Source organism: uncultured Roseobacter sp. (assembly GCF_947496515.1).
In the GTDB taxonomy this organism is placed as follows: Bacteria; Pseudomonadota; Alphaproteobacteria; order Rhodobacterales; family Rhodobacteraceae; genus Roseobacter.
Window position 1 is genome coordinate 255,474 of the sequence record NZ_CANMDB010000004.1, and the last position, 15,013, is coordinate 270,486.

Sequence of the window (15,013 nt, forward strand, 5' to 3'; positions counted from 1 at the left end):
CGCTCAGCGCGCCCGTTGCGAAATGGCGGAAAAGGCGACCACGAGAACGATCAGCGATCCCTTGATCAGACCTGTCCAGAACAAGTTCACGCCCATGGATTTGAACCCGATGGAAATGGCGGCGACCAAAAGCGCGCCCAGAACGGCCCCCCACATCGTCACCACGCGGCGCGGCGAAAAGGCAGCCCCCAGAAAAGTCGCCAGAACCATCTCCAGCATCAGGTTGTCCTGGACGCCGGGTGAACTGCCCGACCCGCGGGCGAGGATGAAAAACCCGCAGATGAAACCCGTGAAGGCGGCGAGCAGAAAGCTCTGGTCGATGAAACGGTTCACATTCAGTCCGGAGATTTCAGCGGCATCGCGGCTGCCGCCCGCGGCCTGCAGGTTCAGGCCCCAACGGGTCTGGTGCAGCAGAAAGAAGGCTGCTGCGACAACCAGGGCGACCACCACGATGCCCAGCGGTACACCCCCGACATCCTGTGCCCGCAGGGCGATGATCCACGGATGATCGACGTTGATCCGGCGGCTTGCAGTCACGACATTGTTCGCCCCCACGACCGCTACGAACATGGCCAGCGTCGTCAAGAGCGGCGTCATCTGGATCCGGGTGACCAGCAGGGCATTCAGCACGCCAACCACCGTCGATGCCGCCAGCGCTGCCGCTGCACAAAAGAGGAGGGGATAGCCAAGGCTGAGCATCTGCGCCGTGATGCCCGCCGACAGCACGGCGGTCGCGGGGATCGACAGATCAATTCCCCCCGACACGACGTCGTCCCCTCCCGCCATCACCACCGCCGCGAGCCCGGCACATACCAGCACGACCGGAAGGCTTTGCATCACAATCAGTTCCAGATTGCGCAAGGTGACAAAGTTTGGCGCGTTGAAGCTGATGTAGACCAGCACGCCCGCAAAGATGATCACGGGCAGAAAACCGAAAAGCTCCAGCAGAAACCGGCGACCCTGCGCATCAGCCTGCATCGCGGATCTCCGCCAATGAGGCAGCACCTGTCGTGGCCGCCACAAGGTCGTCCACGGTGATCTCGCCCGCGTTCAGTTCGCCCACCAGCGCGCCGCGCGTCATGACGGCGATCCGGTCGCAGACACCTTGTAACTCGACCGGGTCGGAGGAGGACAGGATGATGCAGGCGCCCTTGGCTGCGAGGTCTTCGATCAATTGATAGATTTCCGCCTTGGCGCCTACGTCCACGCCAACGGTAGGTTCGTCAAAAATGAAAATTCGCGCCGATGTTGCCAGCCACCGGGCCAGCACGACCTTTTGCTGGTTCCCGCCGCTGAGCAGCCGCGTGACGGCGTCCGGGTTGGGGGGGCGAATATCGAGGGCCTGGATCTGAGCTTCAGTGGCAGTGCGCGCGGCCTTGCGGTTCTCGATGCCCGCGGTCGCGTTATCTTCCAGCGTGGCGAGCGTTGCGTTCTCGGTCACGGTCATCGGCAGGACCAGCCCGTCGTGCCGCCGGTCCCGCGGGACGAGCACCAGCCCGGCCTTGACTGCCTGCGCCGCTGTTGCGATGTGCAGCGGGCTGCCGTCGAAGGTCACATGCCCCGATGTCTTTCGGCGCAATCCGTACAGCGTATCGACGAATTCCTCTCGCCCTGAGCCGATCAGACCCGCGATGCCCACGATCTCACCTTCACCGACTGAGAGCGACAGCGGGGCGAATTTCGCGCCATCAGTCAGCCCGGAGATCTCCAGCCCGCGCCCCGTGGCGCGCGACCCCTTTGGCGGGAACATATCGGTGATGTTGCGCCCCACCATGGCAAAGACCAGATCGCCCGCGCTGGCGTCGGTGATGGTGTCAAAGACGCCGACCGTCTCGCCCTGGCGAAACACAGTCACCCGGTCGCAGATCTCGGTGATCTCGGACAGGTAGTGGGAGACATAGAGGATCGCGATGCCCTGTGCCTTGAGGCGGGCAATCGCCTCCATCACGATATCGACTTCATTGGAGGCAAGCGGCGCTGTCGGTTCGTCGAAAACCACCACCTTCGCCTCGCCATCGATGAGCGCACGCGCCACCTGCACGAGTTTTCTTTCTGCTGTCCCCAGATCGCGGATCAACCGGTTGCCCGGCAGATCAAGGCCAAGGGCATCGCGCAGAAATGCTTCAGCCGCGCGGCGCATCTCGCGTTTTGCCAGACCGAGACGGGCGGTGCGTTCCTGCCCCATGAAGACGGATTCCGTTACCGTGAAATGCGGGACGAGGTGCAATTCCTGATGGATGAACCGCACGCCTACTGCGTGCACCGATAGAGGGGTCGCGGGCGACAGGCGTTGCCCGTCCACTTCGATCTGTCCCGCCTCGGGCTGGTAGACACCCGCAAGCACCTTGATCACCGTGGATTTGCCCGCACCGTTTTCACCCACCAGCCCGTGAACTTCGCCGGGCATCACTTCAAGGGAGGCGTGATCGAGCGCACGGACACCGGGAAAATCCTTGACAATACCGGACAGACGAAAGGCGGCATGCCCCATGAAACGGCTCCCTCGCTGGTCAAGGGGCGGCGGGCGTCCCGCCACCCGTCTGTCTGTGTGCAAGTCTTACTCCAGCGAGCCGTAGCCAAGCTGTTCATAGGCCGCGATGGCTTCGGCCTGGCCGTTCACCGGCACCACGTCCACGTAGGTTTGCGGCAACAGCTCTTCACCGGCAAAATGACGCGCGACGTTCATCGCCGATGTCGAGCCGATGACATTGGGCTGCTGGGCCACATTGGCCACGAAGGGGGAGCCGTCCTCGGCCATGATCTCTAGCGTATCCGGCCCACCATCGAGCGCGGTGACGAGCACATCGGTACGGCCCGTCTCCTCCAGAGCCTGCACGACACCGATGGCCGGCTGGTCCCAGCACCCCACATGGATCGCGTCAAGCTCGCCCTCGGGATATTGGCTCAGCAGGTCCAGGGTCTGGATCCGCGCATTTTCCGGCGCGTTCGCAAATTCTTCGGCCAGTTCGGGCTGGATGATTTCAATGTTGGGATAATCCTGCAGGACGTATTTCCACAATCCCGTCCGAATGCCGCAGATCCGCAGCGCGCCTTCAAAGGCGTTGAATACGGCGACCTTGCCTTCGCCCCCGATGGCATCGGCCATGTAGCGACCAATGGTCGTGCCCATGTAGTAGTTGTCGGATGTGGTATTGTTGATTGCAAAGGGGCTGGGATGATCAACGGTGAAGACCGGAATGCCTGCCTCTTGCAGGGCCTCGAACTTCGGCTCGACCGCGCCGTCACCCAGGATCGAAATCACCGCATCAACGCCGTTGTTCAGCAAGATGTCGTGGTTGTCGGCGTGAACCTGATTGTCCCGGCCGCCGTCAACCGGAACAACTGTACCGCCCAGTTCCTCGACCGTGCTGGTTGCACCGTTAAACGCCTCGCGGTCCCAGAAATGCTGGGTGCCGACGACAGCGACGCCGATCGTCTTGCCTTCGAGGCTCAGATGCCCGTCCGCCAGAGCGGGTGCCGCAAATGTCGCGATGACACCGGCGACAATGGCCTTTTGAATTGAACTCATGTGATCCTCCCTAGAAATCCTGACGCGTGGTCCGTCAATCAACCAGATGAAAATCAAAGATGTTTACAAATGTCAATTTTTATTTCAGATGTTTGGTGTGAAGGGGTGTTGCGATGACGCTATCAATCGGTCTGGATGTGGGGACCACAACCATCAAAGCTGCCGCCTATGATGCGGCGGGCAGGGCTATGGCCCGGGCGGAGAGGGCCACGCTGGTTCTTCGATCCGCCGATGGGTCGAACGAGCAGGATCCCATGGCGGTCTGGACCGAGACGGCCGCCTGCCTCAAAGCGCTGGCCCGACAGATTGAGGGCGCGGATGTCGGCTCGCTGGGGATCTGTGCCCAGGGCGACGGGTTTTGGCCCCTTGATGAGCGGGCGCAGCCCGTTCGACACGCAATCCTGTGGTCCGATACGCGCCCCGATACCGCGGCCGATCTGGCACAGCTGCGCAGGGCCGGGGCGTTGGATATCGTGGGGCGTGGATGCGACACCGCGCTGTGGCCGGGTACGTCGGCGCTGGGATGGAGGTGGTTGCGCACCCATGAACCGACGTCGGCGGCAAAGGTCGCGCATGTGGTGACCTGTGGCGACTGGATCGGGGCGCAGCTGACCGGTGCTGTGGCGACTGACTTCGCCAACGCGTCCATCCCGTTCATGGACATCGAGCGGCGCAGGTACGGTGACGCGATCATGGCACTGGACTGCGAAGACATGCGCGCGGCCTTGCCCGCGCCCCGCAAGGCGACTGACATTCTGGGTGAGTTGACGACGACGGCAGCACAGCAGACTGGGTTGCCCCAAGGCACGCCAGTGTCGGTGGCAACGCTGGATATTGCGGCGATGATCGCGGGGTTGGGGCTGTCAAAACCCGGCGATGCCATGATGATCCTCGGCACCACCGCCGTGGTCACGATCCTACGCGACACCGCTGCAGGGCATGAGCCACCGGTGGCCGCTGCGGCCCTGCACGCGACGGAAGATGTCATCATTCGCATCCTGGCCCCCTCTACAGGCGCTGCCGCCTTTGACTGGTTCGCGACCCTGCATCCCCAAAGCCTCGGCGGGGAAAGCGCGGGCGCGATTGCCGACAAACTCAACGCCCTGGTCAGAGAGATCCCCATCGGGGCGAACGGTGTTACATTCCTGCCCTATCTGAATGGCGAGCGCGCACCCTTTGTAAGCCCGGCGATCCGCGCATCCTTTATTGGCATGTCATCAACGAGCACCAAGGGCGAACTGGGCCGCGCCGTGATGGAAGGGACGGCCTATAGCCTGCGCCACTGTTTCGAAACCGAAGGTGGTTTGCCCGACGTGCCTGTGCATCTGACCGGCGGTGGCGCGCGCAATCCGGTCTGGTGTCAGATCATCGCGGATGTGATGGGTCAGGATGTGCTGGTCAAGCCCGCCGACGATCTGGGGCTTTGGGGCGCGTCCTGTATCGGGCGGGCGGCAGTCACCGGCGAAAACGCCATCGGTCTGACCCGCAGACAGGGGCAGGTCACCCGCTACCGCTGCGATGCCACAGCGCATGCGGCCTATGAAGGCCCCTATGCGCGCTACACGATGTTGTCGGACGCGATGCGGGGCGTGCAACATGCCCTCAACCAACCGAAAGGGGACTGACCTTGTCCAATATGATGCGCGCGGCCGTTCAATACGCCATCGACGATATCCGGCTGGAGGATGTCCCCGTTCCTCAGATCGGACCCGGGGAGCTGCTGCTGAAAACCCGGGCCTGCGGGCTTTGCGGTGGCGAAACCATGGCCTGGTACAAGTCCGAGGCCAAAGTGCTGGGCCACGAGCCTGCGGGCGAGGTGGTCGAGGTTGGCGCGGGCGTCACCGACTACAGCATCGGCGACCGGGTGTTCGTCAATCACCACGTCGGTCGGGTGGACAGTCACCTGTCGCGCCGCGGCCATTTCACCCGCGATCCGTTCTACAGGAAAAACCGGCTCGATCCCGGCGGGGTCTGCGATTACTTCCGCGTAACGGCCCAGCATCTGGCCATGGATACCCACAAGCTGCCGGACAGCATCACCGACGAAGAGGCTGTCACGATCGAGCCGTGGTCGTGCGTTTTGTCCGGTCTGAAGGTCTGCAATATTCAACCGGGCGATACCGTGGCCGTGGTGGGCGCAGGTTTCATGGGGCAGGGATTTGTGCATATGGCGCCGCTGTTCGGGGCGGGTAAGGTCGTGGCGCTCGACTTTTCCGACTGGCGGCTGGAAAAGTCCCGTCACTTTGGCGCGACCCATACGATCAACCCCAAGACCGAAGACGCGGTTGAGGCCATGCGTGCGCTCAATAACGGTCGTCTGGCGGACACCGTCATCGTCATCGCGCCGTTCGCTTCGGCATGGGCGCAGGCCCTTGCATTGGTCGAGGTTGGCGGATGCCTGCATCTGGGCGCCCCGCTGCCACCCGAAACCGATTGGGTTCAGGACGGCCACAAGGCCTATTTCGACCAGATCACCATCACTTCGCGCTATTCGTCCGATCATACCGACACCTACAGCTATATCCGCCTGCTGGAAGCGGGCCGGATCAACGCCCGCGACGCGATCTCACACCGCTTTGATATCGCCGACAGCGCCGACGCATTCCGCCTGTTGGTCAAGGCCGAAAAGTCCCTGAAAATCGTCGTCTACCCCCATGGAGTGCCAGATGCTTGAAGCCCTCAAAGAAGAAGTTTGCGCGCAAAACCATGAATTGCCCAACAATGGCTTGGTTGTCGGTTCCGGCGGCAACGTGTCGGGGCGCGACCCGGAAACAGGGCTGGTGGTGATCAAACCGTCCGGCGTGAAATTCGCGAAACTGACGCCGGAGACCATGGTCGTCGTTGATCCGGACGGCGCCGTGATCGAAGGCGAGATGCGGCCTTCTGTCGATACGGGCATCCACCTTTATATCTACAAGCAGCGCGCGGACGTGTTTGGCATCACGCATACACATTCGCCTTACGCCAGCAGCTTTGCGGCGCGCGGTGAACGCATCCCTGCCGTGTTGACCCCGATCACGCATATGCTGGGCCGGGACATTCCCTGTTCGCGCTACGCGACACCCGGTGAGGTCGACACAGGGCAGGCCATCATTGATGCTGCGGACGGCGGCTGGGCGGTGCTGGTGAAGGCCCACGGCGTCTTTACCATGGGCGCATCCGCGTCCGAGGCGACAAGCTTTGCGATGTATCTGGAAGAGGCCGCCATGACCACGCATCTGGCCATGACCCGCGGCCCTGTCGAAGAACTGTCCGACCAGGAGATCGACCGCTGCTACAACTGGTTCCGCAAAAACTATGGACAGGCCGGTGAAAAGAAGGTCAACAGCTGATCCATGAACAGATCGGGCGGCACATTCTCCAAGGACGGCGATCGCGCCACGCAGTTGTCCAATGTGGCGCTGCTCTACTACGGTGAGGGGCTGACCCAGTCGGAAATCGCCAAGCGTCTGCAGGTGTCACGTGTAACGGTCGTCAATCTGCTGCGCGATGCCCGCGACGAGGGGATCGTCGAGATCCATGTGAGCGGCCGGCATCTGACCGAAAGCAGCCTGTCGCGTGATCTGCGCGACAAGTTCGGGTTGGAAGACGTCTATATCTCCGACACGTTCAACAGCGCGGAGACGGACCGCGCTGCCGTGTTGCGCCAGTTGGGCCGTGTCGCGGCGACGGCCTTTTTGAATGTGGTCGAACCGGGGGACAAGATTGGCGTTGCCTGGGGCGAGACGGTTCTGGCGCTGTGCAATGCGCTGCCACGTGCGCGGGTCGAGGGGGTGGAGGTCAGCCAGCTGATCGGATCCATGATTTCTGACCGGGTTCCCGCCTCCGAAACCTGCGCCATTCAGATTGCCAACCAGATCGGTGCGCGGTGTTTCACGCTGCACGCCCCGGCGATTGTCTCTACCGTCGATCTTGCGCGCGCGCTGCGCCTTGAGCCGACGATCGCGGCCCAGATGAACCGGCTGCGGGCTCTGGATATGGTCGTCTCCTCGATTGGAAACGTCTCCAAAGACACGCATCTCGTTGCGGCGGGCATGGCCACCCCCGGCGAGGCCAAGGCCGCCGAAAAGGCCGGTGCCAAAGGTGTCATCTGTTGTCGCTACATTGATGCGCAGGGGCAGGAATGTGCGCTGCCGCCGTCGGACCGTGTGGTCACGACAAGCCTCAAAAATCTCCGCGCAGCCCGCAAGATCATGCTGGTGGTTTGCGGTGAGGACCGGGCCGACGCAACGCGCGCGGCCATTGCCGGAGGGTTTGCAACGCACCTCTGCGTGGACCGGGGCTTGGCAGCGGCGCTTCTACAGTCCAACTCCTGATCGGGGGACCGGCTGGTGCCACCTGCATCAAGATCCGTGCTTCTGTCGGGCAGGGGCCATTGACCGCCAGCCACAGAACTGCGTGCCAGTGCGACCGAGAGGTTAGCTGGCGACCCTTTAAGGATCCTTCCCCCGGGCATGGCATTTCAGGCAGCAGATCTGTGTATAGGCTCTCTCAGGCCGATGATTGATCTGGCCGTTGAAATGGACCGACGTACCAAGGGGCAGCTGCGTCCTGGATGCGCGAGCGATCCCCGGTCCTTTGCGCAACAACTGATCAGGGGGGACGCAGGTCGTCAAAGCAAAAGCGACCCGATCATTAGCTGCCAGCGCCCAGCTGATCGGGGGTGCTGAGATTACTATCGAGATGGTCGCCAAATGGTGTGAGCCCGATACTGAAACCGTTCCACAGGTCTGAACGCGGAGGAAGAAATGCTTCGTGACGTTCATCGCCCCACGCTGGACGTTGAATAACTGCCTCTAAGTTTCGGCGTCGGCGATCCCAACTCTGGCGCGCCCGGCATCGCTGGTTGTCGTTTCAGGGCATATTCCGTTTGCCCGATACGGACGCTGACAGGCCCAAATGTCAGAAGTTCAAACGATAGCCTGCGGGTTACGTCGATAGGGAGATCGCCAGACCTCCTGCAAGACCGGGACCCTATTTTCCTCGGCGCTGCGGACCGGACTGGCAGCACTGTCGGCACCTACGTGGTCAACAAAGCAACTCGTGAAACTGCAAAAGGGTCTCTAGAAACCGTCTCTCACGCGCTGCCGTGGACGGCCCGTCCGATCCTGGCGCAGAGTGACATCCCATCCTGCAACCAAACGAGCCTTTGGAACACGGGCTGTTCACCGCCAAGGCGATCCTACATCATCGGTATTGCAAACACTTGGGCATCGCCTCACCAGGCAAGATCACCCGTGGAGGAGACTGGGTCGAGTGGATGAGCGGCGCTGAGGTGAAACAGTTCCACGACAACAGCCATGGTCCTCTTTGCCCCGACCCTGCCAACCCTCTGGAAAGTCCGGTTTTCACCGACGCTTGAGGATCCGGAATGGTTTCCCGCGCGCGGGAGGCATCCGGGAAAATCGGACATCAGAAGCAAAGCAGACTCCTCTCGGCCCGGTCCACCGATGCCGCGGCTGAAAAGTCAGGCGCTCGGTTGCTCGGCGACTACCAGAGGGCGCGAGCCAAAGGACACGGTATTACCTTCCCCGTCCAGAACCGACCAGCGTGCCGCAAAGAGGTAATAGCTGCGCGTTTCCCATCCGGCCTGATCGCGCTGGAACCGCGGTCGCCAGGCACCTTCGATAAGGACGGGCAGGCGCATCCTGTCGATGTCAGGCTCTGGCAACCCTTTGGCCTTGGCCGCTTTCACCGCTTTGCTGCGCACCGCTTTCAGATATGTTTCAAGCGGGCCCACTTCCTTGACCCGCCGCCCGGCAAAGGCAACCTCGATCTCGATGGTGCGATTGACGAAACCGCGCACCACCAGATCGTTGCGGCTGTTGCGCGTCATCTGCGGAACCAGCTCGACCGAAATCTGGCCGACCTTGTTCTTGAAAAGCCCGGCGTCCTCATACTCCGGTGTGATTTCAGAGGGTGGTTTGCGCCGATACCCCATATTGAACCCCAGTCAGAACCAAAACAATGCCGGTATCGCCTCTCGCCACACCATGAATCGCTATATTTAAGCAATTGACCGTTAAAGAACTGTTGAGCGCCGCGCCACAAATGCCGTCCGCCCGTGCGAGGCCGCCCGTCACCACGGCCGATGCGGCGTTGCAAAAAACGCCCAAAGGGTGCAAGAGACCGCGGATATTCCCCAAACTCGCACGATTGGACAGCGCGTATGATCCTCTTTCCCGCCATCGACCTCAAAGACGGGCAGGCTGTGCGTCTGATCCACGGCGATATGGAACGCTCGACCGTTTTCAACGAGGATCCCACGGCGCAGGCCGCAAGTTTCGTCAAGGCGGGATGCGAATGGCTGCATCTGGTGGACCTTAATGGCGCGTTTGCCGGGACGCCCGTCAACGCCGATGCTGTGGAGGCTATCCTGAAAAGCTGCACGGTTCCGGTGCAGTTGGGCGGTGGCATCCGCGACATGGCGACCATCGATACCTGGCTGGAAAAGGGGGTGACGCGCGTCATCCTGGGGACCGTGGCCGTTGAAAACCCGGGTCTCGTGCGCGAGGCAGCCGCGATCTACCCCGGTCACATCGCGGTGGGCATCGACGCGCGCAACGGCCGCGTGGCCACCAAGGGATGGGCCGAAGAAACAGATGTAGAGGTCACCGATCTGGCAAAATCCTTTGAGGATGCGGGGGTCGCCGCCATCGTCTACACCGACATCCTGCGGGACGGAGCGATGGGCGGCCCGAACGTAGAGGCGACTGCGGCGCTGGCCCGGGCTGTTGATATTCCGGTGATCGCGTCGGGCGGCGTATCCTCCATCGAAGATCTCATCGCGCTGCGCGACTGCGGGGCGGGACTGGCGGGCGCCATCTCCGGTCGCGCGCTCTATGACGGGGCGCTGGATCTGGCGGAAGCACTGCAGGTCCTCAAGCAATGACGCGTGAACCCGGACCCTGCAGCAAGGGTGCCAAGCGATGCTGAAGACCCGTATCATCCCCTGTCTCGACGTGGCCGAAGGGAGGGTGGTCAAGGGCGTGAACTTTGTCGATCTGCGCGACGCGGGTGATCCGGTCGATGCGGCGGTGGCCTATGATGCGGCGGGCGCGGATGAGCTGTGTTTTCTCGACATCACCGCCACCCACGAAAACCGCGCCACCATGTTCGATGTGGTGACCCGCACGGCGGAGCATTGCTACATTCCCCTTACCGTGGGCGGCGGTGTGCGAACCCGCGATGATGTGCGTGCGCTGCTGCGGGCGGGGGCGGACAAGGTGTCTTTCAACTCCGCCGCCGTGGCTAATCCGGATGTGGTGGCCGAGGCTGCGGACCACTTCGGCAGCCAGTGCATCGTCGTGGCCATTGATGCCAAGACCGTCGCACCCGGCAAATGGGAGATCTTTACCCATGGCGGGCGTAAACCAACAGGCATCGACGCGGTGGATTTCGCCCGAACCGTGGCGGACAAAGGGGCAGGGGAGATCCTGCTCACCTCCATGGACCGGGACGGTACGCGGGCGGGGTTCAACCTGCCGCTCACACGGGCCATTTCGGACGCGGTCGAGGTGCCGGTGATCGCCTCTGGCGGGGTGGGCACGCTCGATCATCTGGTCGAAGGGGTGACCGAGGGCGGCGCCTCCGCCGTGCTCGCCGCGTCGATCTTTCATTTCGGCGATTTCACCATCGCCGAGGCCAAGGCGCATATGGCCCGCGCCGGCATCCCCATGAGGCTGTCATGACGCTCGAGGATCTCTTTGCCACCATCGAGGCGCGCAAGACCGCCGACCCCGAGAGTAGCTGGACCGCGCAGCTGCTGGCAAAAGGGCCCGCCAAATGCGCCGAGAAATTTGGCGAGGAAGCCGTCGAGGCCATCATCGAAGCGGCCCGGGGCGACACCGCAGCGCTGACCGCGGAGGCGGCCGATGTGCTCTACCATCTGTTGGTGATGCTGGCGGCCAGCGACATTTCCCTAAGCGATGTATTGGCGGAGCTTGACCGTCGGCAGGGCCAGTCCGGGCTCGCCGAAAAAGCCGCCCGCTGATCCACGCCGCTCGCTTGAGCGCCTCGTGCGCATCGAGCTTTAGAGGGTCGAACGGCTGGCACACCGCGCCGGATCTTTGACCGGATGGGCAGGCTGTCACGTGACCTCGCCCGAAATCCCGGGCCGATGGGGCGCAAAGCCGCCGGAAAGGCCTTCGAAGGCCTTTCACCCGCGCAGTACTTAAGCGGGTGATCTTGGATGCCTCTTGCATGGGAGAAACCGGGCTCCAATCACTCGTCCCCGAGCCCCTTCGCGCCAAAACGCCATCTGACTGATGGTATCACACCGAGCGTCAAGCTTTTGCGCAGTCTCTCGCGGGCCCGCCGAGTGAGAGACGCGCCGATGTCGTGATGGATCTTGCCGAAAGCCCTGCGGACAGCCAAGAAACCGGGCGTCTGACCGCTAGATTGCCTTTTTGCGCAGTAACTTAACTGAAGAAGGAGAAGTGGTGGGCGACCCTGGAATCGAACCAGGCGTGCGTCTCCGCGAGGGAGTTACAGTCCCCTGCCACACCTTGCGGCCTGTCGCCCACGCCGCGCGTGCATTGCACCTGCGGTGGAGGCGTGATTACAAGCGGTACCTGAAGGCGTCAAGATGCAATGCGCAGCTTTTTGGCAGGCCGCAAATACGGGGCAAGGACGATGAAAAAACCCAAATGGGTTGTGCAAAAAGAGCAGGAGAAAAAAGCGCAGGGCCGTGAAACCCTGTGGCTTTTCGGATTACACGCCGTGCGAGATGCGCTGATGAACCCGGCGCGTCAGAAACTGCGCCTTGTGGTGACGCTCAACGCCCAGAACAAGCTGGAAGCGGCGATTGCCCAAGCCGGTATCGCGCCCGAGATCGTTGATCCGCGCAAGTTCAGCGTGCCCATTGATCCCGGCTCGGTCCATCAGGGGGCAGCCATGGAAGTGAAGCCGCTCGATTGGGGCACGCTGGAGGATGTGTGCATCGGTCCTGCGGCACCGCGCGTGGTGATGCTGGACCGGGTCACCGATCCGCATAACGTCGGTGCCATCCTGCGGTCGGCGGAGGTTCTGGGCGCTTCTGCCGTCATCGGCACGCGGCATCATTCCGCGCCCGAGACCGGTGCCCTGGCCAAGACCGCCAGCGGCGCGCTGGAGCGTCAGCCCTATCTGCGGGTGCGCAACCTGGCCGACAGCATCGCGGCGCTCCAGCGGATGGGCTATCTGGTTCTGGGGCTCGACGGAGAGGCAGAGCAGACCATCGAGAAGGCCGTGGCGGACCATCTGGACCGGCCCGTCGCTCTCGTTTTCGGGGCGGAAGGCCCCGGCCTGCGTGCAAAGACAAAGGACGTGGTGGACGGGCTGGTGCGGATCGATGCTGCGGGCGGTTTCGGATCGCTGAATGTTTCAAACGCGGCCGCGATCGCCTTATATGCGAGTAGAGCGCGCGCATGATGGCGCGGTGAGAGGAAGCCTTGATGAGCAGGTCCACGAAAATCGCCACATGTTGCTATTGCGGGACGCGCGCGGCCCTGGTGCTGGATCACGCACGGCATGAGCTGACCTGCGCCAGTTGCGGCGCGCCGTTGCACGATCTCAAACGCCTGCCGCAGGACCATCCCGGGCAACGCGACCTCGTCAAACCGTCCGCTGTGCGACCCGCACCGACCCGTCCGAAAAAATCCAAGAAGCACAAATACCACAAATCGCGCAGCAAGCCCGGCAAACGGCGCAAGGGGCTCATGGTGTATCTCATGAAAGAGGCCTTTGACGTGATCGAAGACATCCTTGATTGATCAAATCGGCGCATTTTCGGCATTTTTTTAACCAATCGTTCACAGGTTTGCGAGACTAATTGCATATGCGGTTTGCACGCATATCTAAACGTCAGTTGGAGAGCCCGGAACGCTTTTCGATTTCATGACTGTCCCTCGTTCCGTACCTTGCAGCGCCCTTTGCTTTTCAGCATCGGGCGCTTTTTTTCACGCGGCAGATGTGTAGGGTGCAGCATGACCTATTCGGACTCGATGTTGAAAGATATCCTGACCCGGACCCGGCGCATCGCCGTGGTGGGCGTGTCGATGAACCCTGTGAGGCCCAGCTACTATGTGGCCCGCTATCTGTCGCTGAAAGGGTTCGAGGTGATCCCGGTAAACCCCGGACATGCGGGGGCCACGCTCTTTGGACAGCAGGTGCGCGCCGGTCTGGCGGAGATCCCCGGCGGGGTCGATATGGTCGACATCTTCCGGCGGTCTGACGCCGTACCCCCCATCGTGGCCGAAGCACTCGACCTCTTTCCCGACCTGCAGACGATCTGGATGCAAATCGGTGTGGAGCATGCCGACGCGGCAGCCCAGGCGGAGGCCCGCGGGGTCACGGTCATCCAGAACCGCTGTCCCAAGATCGAATACCAACGGCTTTTCGGAGAGCTGCGGATGGGTGGCTTTGCCACCGGGGTGATTTCCAGCAAGCTCTAAGGTCTGGACCCTGGACAGATCCGCCGCATCGAAGGGCAGGGGCGACGCCAGTCTCGTCAGCGTGATGGAGCAGCGCCGGGCGATCCAAATGCGTCCGCCTGTTTGCCAAGAAGATCTGGCGGCGCGGAGGTGTCTTTCCAAAATACCGTAGATCCCTAAGATACAAATGGTCTGTAGGGTGCCGGACGGGCGCTTGATCTGCGCTGCCGGGCAACGCTCTTTCAGTCTGCCGTGAGCCACCGATACCACGCGATCGCGCCTCCGTTTGTCCGGGTAGGGCGCATGGTCACACATTGGTCAACAGGAGGTCGCGACACCTAGATCACGAGTGTCTAGTAAAAATTACACTTGCTTTGTCAATAAAGTATGACACACTGGACTCGGATCCGGCTGTGCGCGCCGCGATCAGGAGCTGCGTGGCAGCAGGGCCCCTTTTTCTCTCTGGAGGGGTGCGGCGCAATTCATTTGAAGCAGACTTGGAGGAATAAGATGTCCGACGATCCCGACAAGGTTTGGCCCACCGGTCTTACCTTACCCGAAGCCGAAGAAGTGCACAGCTATCTCATTGATGGCACACGTGTTTTTGGTGCCATCGCACTGGTTGCACATATGCTCGTCGCAGCAGCCACCCCTTGGCTGGGCTAAAAAGGAAACACCATGAACAACGCAAAAATGTGGCTTGTCGTCCCGCCCGCCGTGGGCGTCCCGGTGTTTCTCGGCGCAGTGGCTGTGGGCTCTTTCGCAGTACATGTGGCCGTTCTCAGCAACACCTCCTGGGTGTCTGATTTCCTCTCTGGTCAGGAGCTCGGCTCCGGGGATCAGCAGGAAGCGATGCTCATCGACGAAGGTGCAGCATCGGTGGCCAAGGCGTCCTATGCCATGCCATCCCCGGATGGTGGCCAGCGACTGCTGGTGATGATGCCGGACGGCTCTGTCCGAACGGCGACACTGGATGCGGCGGCCCCGATGAAGGTCTCGCAACCGGCTGTCATAGAACAGTGACCCGCGGCCCCTTGCCACTGCGGTGAGGGGCCCGCACTGCGACGGCGGA

The 15,013-nt window shown here is 62.1% G+C and carries 16 protein-coding genes and 1 tRNA gene; 12 read left to right on the forward strand and 5 right to left on the reverse strand.

The features are described 5' to 3' along the window. Positions 1–3: 3 nt before the first annotated feature. The 3 genes from Q1A53_RS10065 to Q1A53_RS10075 all read right to left on the reverse strand — a co-directional run bounded on the left by Q1A53_RS10065 (position 4) and on the right by Q1A53_RS10075 (position 3,529). Complete coding sequence (locus Q1A53_RS10065; protein ID WP_299965820.1) at positions 4–978, reverse strand: ABC transporter permease; 975 nt, start codon at positions 976–978, stop codon at positions 4–6. After that, entirely contained in the window at positions 968–2,491 is a 1,524-nt protein-coding gene (locus tag Q1A53_RS10070; RefSeq protein WP_299965822.1) for a sugar ABC transporter ATP-binding protein, read from the reverse strand. The genes Q1A53_RS10065 and Q1A53_RS10070 overlap by 11 nt, the downstream gene beginning before the upstream one ends. A gap of 66 nt (positions 2,492–2,557) precedes the next feature. Further along, positions 2,558–3,529, reverse strand: a complete 972-nt coding sequence (locus tag Q1A53_RS10075) for a sugar ABC transporter substrate-binding protein (RefSeq protein WP_299965824.1) — start codon at positions 3,527–3,529, stop codon at positions 2,558–2,560. Positions 3,530–3,642: 113 nt separating this feature from the next. On the opposite strand from Q1A53_RS10075, the gene Q1A53_RS10080 reads away from it, so the two are divergent. From Q1A53_RS10080 to Q1A53_RS10095, 4 genes are read left to right on the forward strand one after another with little or no spacing between them, the layout of a single operon-like run. Beyond that, positions 3,643–5,154, forward strand: coding sequence for an FGGY family carbohydrate kinase (locus Q1A53_RS10080; protein ID WP_299965826.1), 1,512 nt, complete (start codon positions 3,643–3,645; stop codon positions 5,152–5,154). Positions 5,155–5,165: 11 nt separating this feature from the next. Continuing rightward, on the forward strand, positions 5,166–6,203 hold the full coding sequence (locus Q1A53_RS10085; protein ID WP_299965828.1) for a zinc-binding dehydrogenase: 1,038 nt from the start codon (positions 5,166–5,168) through the stop codon (positions 6,201–6,203). Next, positions 6,196–6,861: a class II aldolase/adducin family protein gene (locus tag Q1A53_RS10090; RefSeq protein ID WP_299965830.1), complete on the forward strand. Its 666-nt coding sequence runs from the start codon at positions 6,196–6,198 to the stop codon at positions 6,859–6,861. Before Q1A53_RS10085 ends, Q1A53_RS10090 begins: the two co-directional genes overlap by 8 nt. A gap of 3 nt (positions 6,862–6,864) precedes the next feature. After that, positions 6,865–7,845 (forward strand): sugar-binding domain-containing protein, encoded by a 981-nt coding sequence (locus Q1A53_RS10095; RefSeq protein WP_299965833.1) that lies wholly within the window; start codon positions 6,865–6,867, stop codon positions 7,843–7,845. A gap of 1,151 nt (positions 7,846–8,996) precedes the next feature. Here Q1A53_RS10095 and Q1A53_RS10100 read toward each other — a convergent pair. Further along, positions 8,997–9,470, reverse strand: a complete 474-nt coding sequence (locus tag Q1A53_RS10100; RefSeq protein ID WP_299965836.1) for a hypothetical protein — start codon at positions 9,468–9,470, stop codon at positions 8,997–8,999. Between the two features lie 228 nt (positions 9,471–9,698). Here Q1A53_RS10100 and hisA point away from each other — a divergent pair, with 228 nt between their 5' ends. From hisA to Q1A53_RS10115, 3 genes are read left to right on the forward strand one after another with little or no spacing between them, the layout of a single operon-like run. After that, on the forward strand, positions 9,699–10,421 hold the full coding sequence (gene hisA, locus Q1A53_RS10105) for a 1-(5-phosphoribosyl)-5-[(5-phosphoribosylamino)methylideneamino]imidazole-4-carboxamide isomerase (protein ID WP_299965839.1): 723 nt from the start codon (positions 9,699–9,701) through the stop codon (positions 10,419–10,421). Between the two features lie 37 nt (positions 10,422–10,458). Continuing rightward, positions 10,459–11,220, forward strand: coding sequence for an imidazole glycerol phosphate synthase subunit HisF (gene hisF, locus Q1A53_RS10110; RefSeq protein ID WP_299965842.1), 762 nt, complete (start codon positions 10,459–10,461; stop codon positions 11,218–11,220). Next, the gene (locus Q1A53_RS10115; protein ID WP_299965845.1) at positions 11,217–11,522 is read left to right on the forward strand and encodes a phosphoribosyl-ATP diphosphatase; all 306 of its coding nucleotides are present in this window, start codon (positions 11,217–11,219) and stop codon (positions 11,520–11,522) included. Before hisF ends, Q1A53_RS10115 begins: the two co-directional genes overlap by 4 nt. 446 nt (positions 11,523–11,968) lie before the next feature. Here the strand turns inward: Q1A53_RS10115 and Q1A53_RS10120 are convergent. After that, positions 11,969–12,052: transfer RNA gene (locus tag Q1A53_RS10120), tRNA-Tyr, on the reverse strand. Positions 12,053–12,163: 111 nt separating this feature from the next. Here Q1A53_RS10120 and rlmB point away from each other — a divergent pair. From rlmB to Q1A53_RS10145, 5 genes are all read left to right on the forward strand, one after another. Further along, the gene (rlmB, locus tag Q1A53_RS10125; protein ID WP_299965848.1) at positions 12,164–12,940 is read left to right on the forward strand and encodes a 23S rRNA (guanosine(2251)-2'-O)-methyltransferase RlmB; all 777 of its coding nucleotides are present in this window, start codon (positions 12,164–12,166) and stop codon (positions 12,938–12,940) included. 23 nt (positions 12,941–12,963) lie between these two features. Continuing rightward, positions 12,964–13,281: a hypothetical protein gene (locus tag Q1A53_RS10130; protein WP_299965851.1), complete on the forward strand. Its 318-nt coding sequence runs from the start codon at positions 12,964–12,966 to the stop codon at positions 13,279–13,281. Positions 13,282–13,494: 213 nt separating this feature from the next. Further along, on the forward strand, positions 13,495–13,962 hold the full coding sequence (locus tag Q1A53_RS10135) for a CoA-binding protein (protein ID WP_299965854.1): 468 nt from the start codon (positions 13,495–13,497) through the stop codon (positions 13,960–13,962). Between the two features lie 489 nt (positions 13,963–14,451). After that, positions 14,452–14,607: a light-harvesting antenna LH1, beta subunit gene (pufB, locus tag Q1A53_RS10140; RefSeq protein WP_299965857.1), complete on the forward strand. Its 156-nt coding sequence runs from the start codon at positions 14,452–14,454 to the stop codon at positions 14,605–14,607. 12 nt (positions 14,608–14,619) lie between these two features. Next, positions 14,620–14,964 carry a light-harvesting protein gene (locus Q1A53_RS10145; protein ID WP_299965860.1) on the forward strand — a complete coding sequence of 115 codons (345 nt, stop codon included), beginning with the start codon at positions 14,620–14,622 and terminating at the stop codon, positions 14,962–14,964. Positions 14,965–15,013 lie beyond the last annotated feature (49 nt).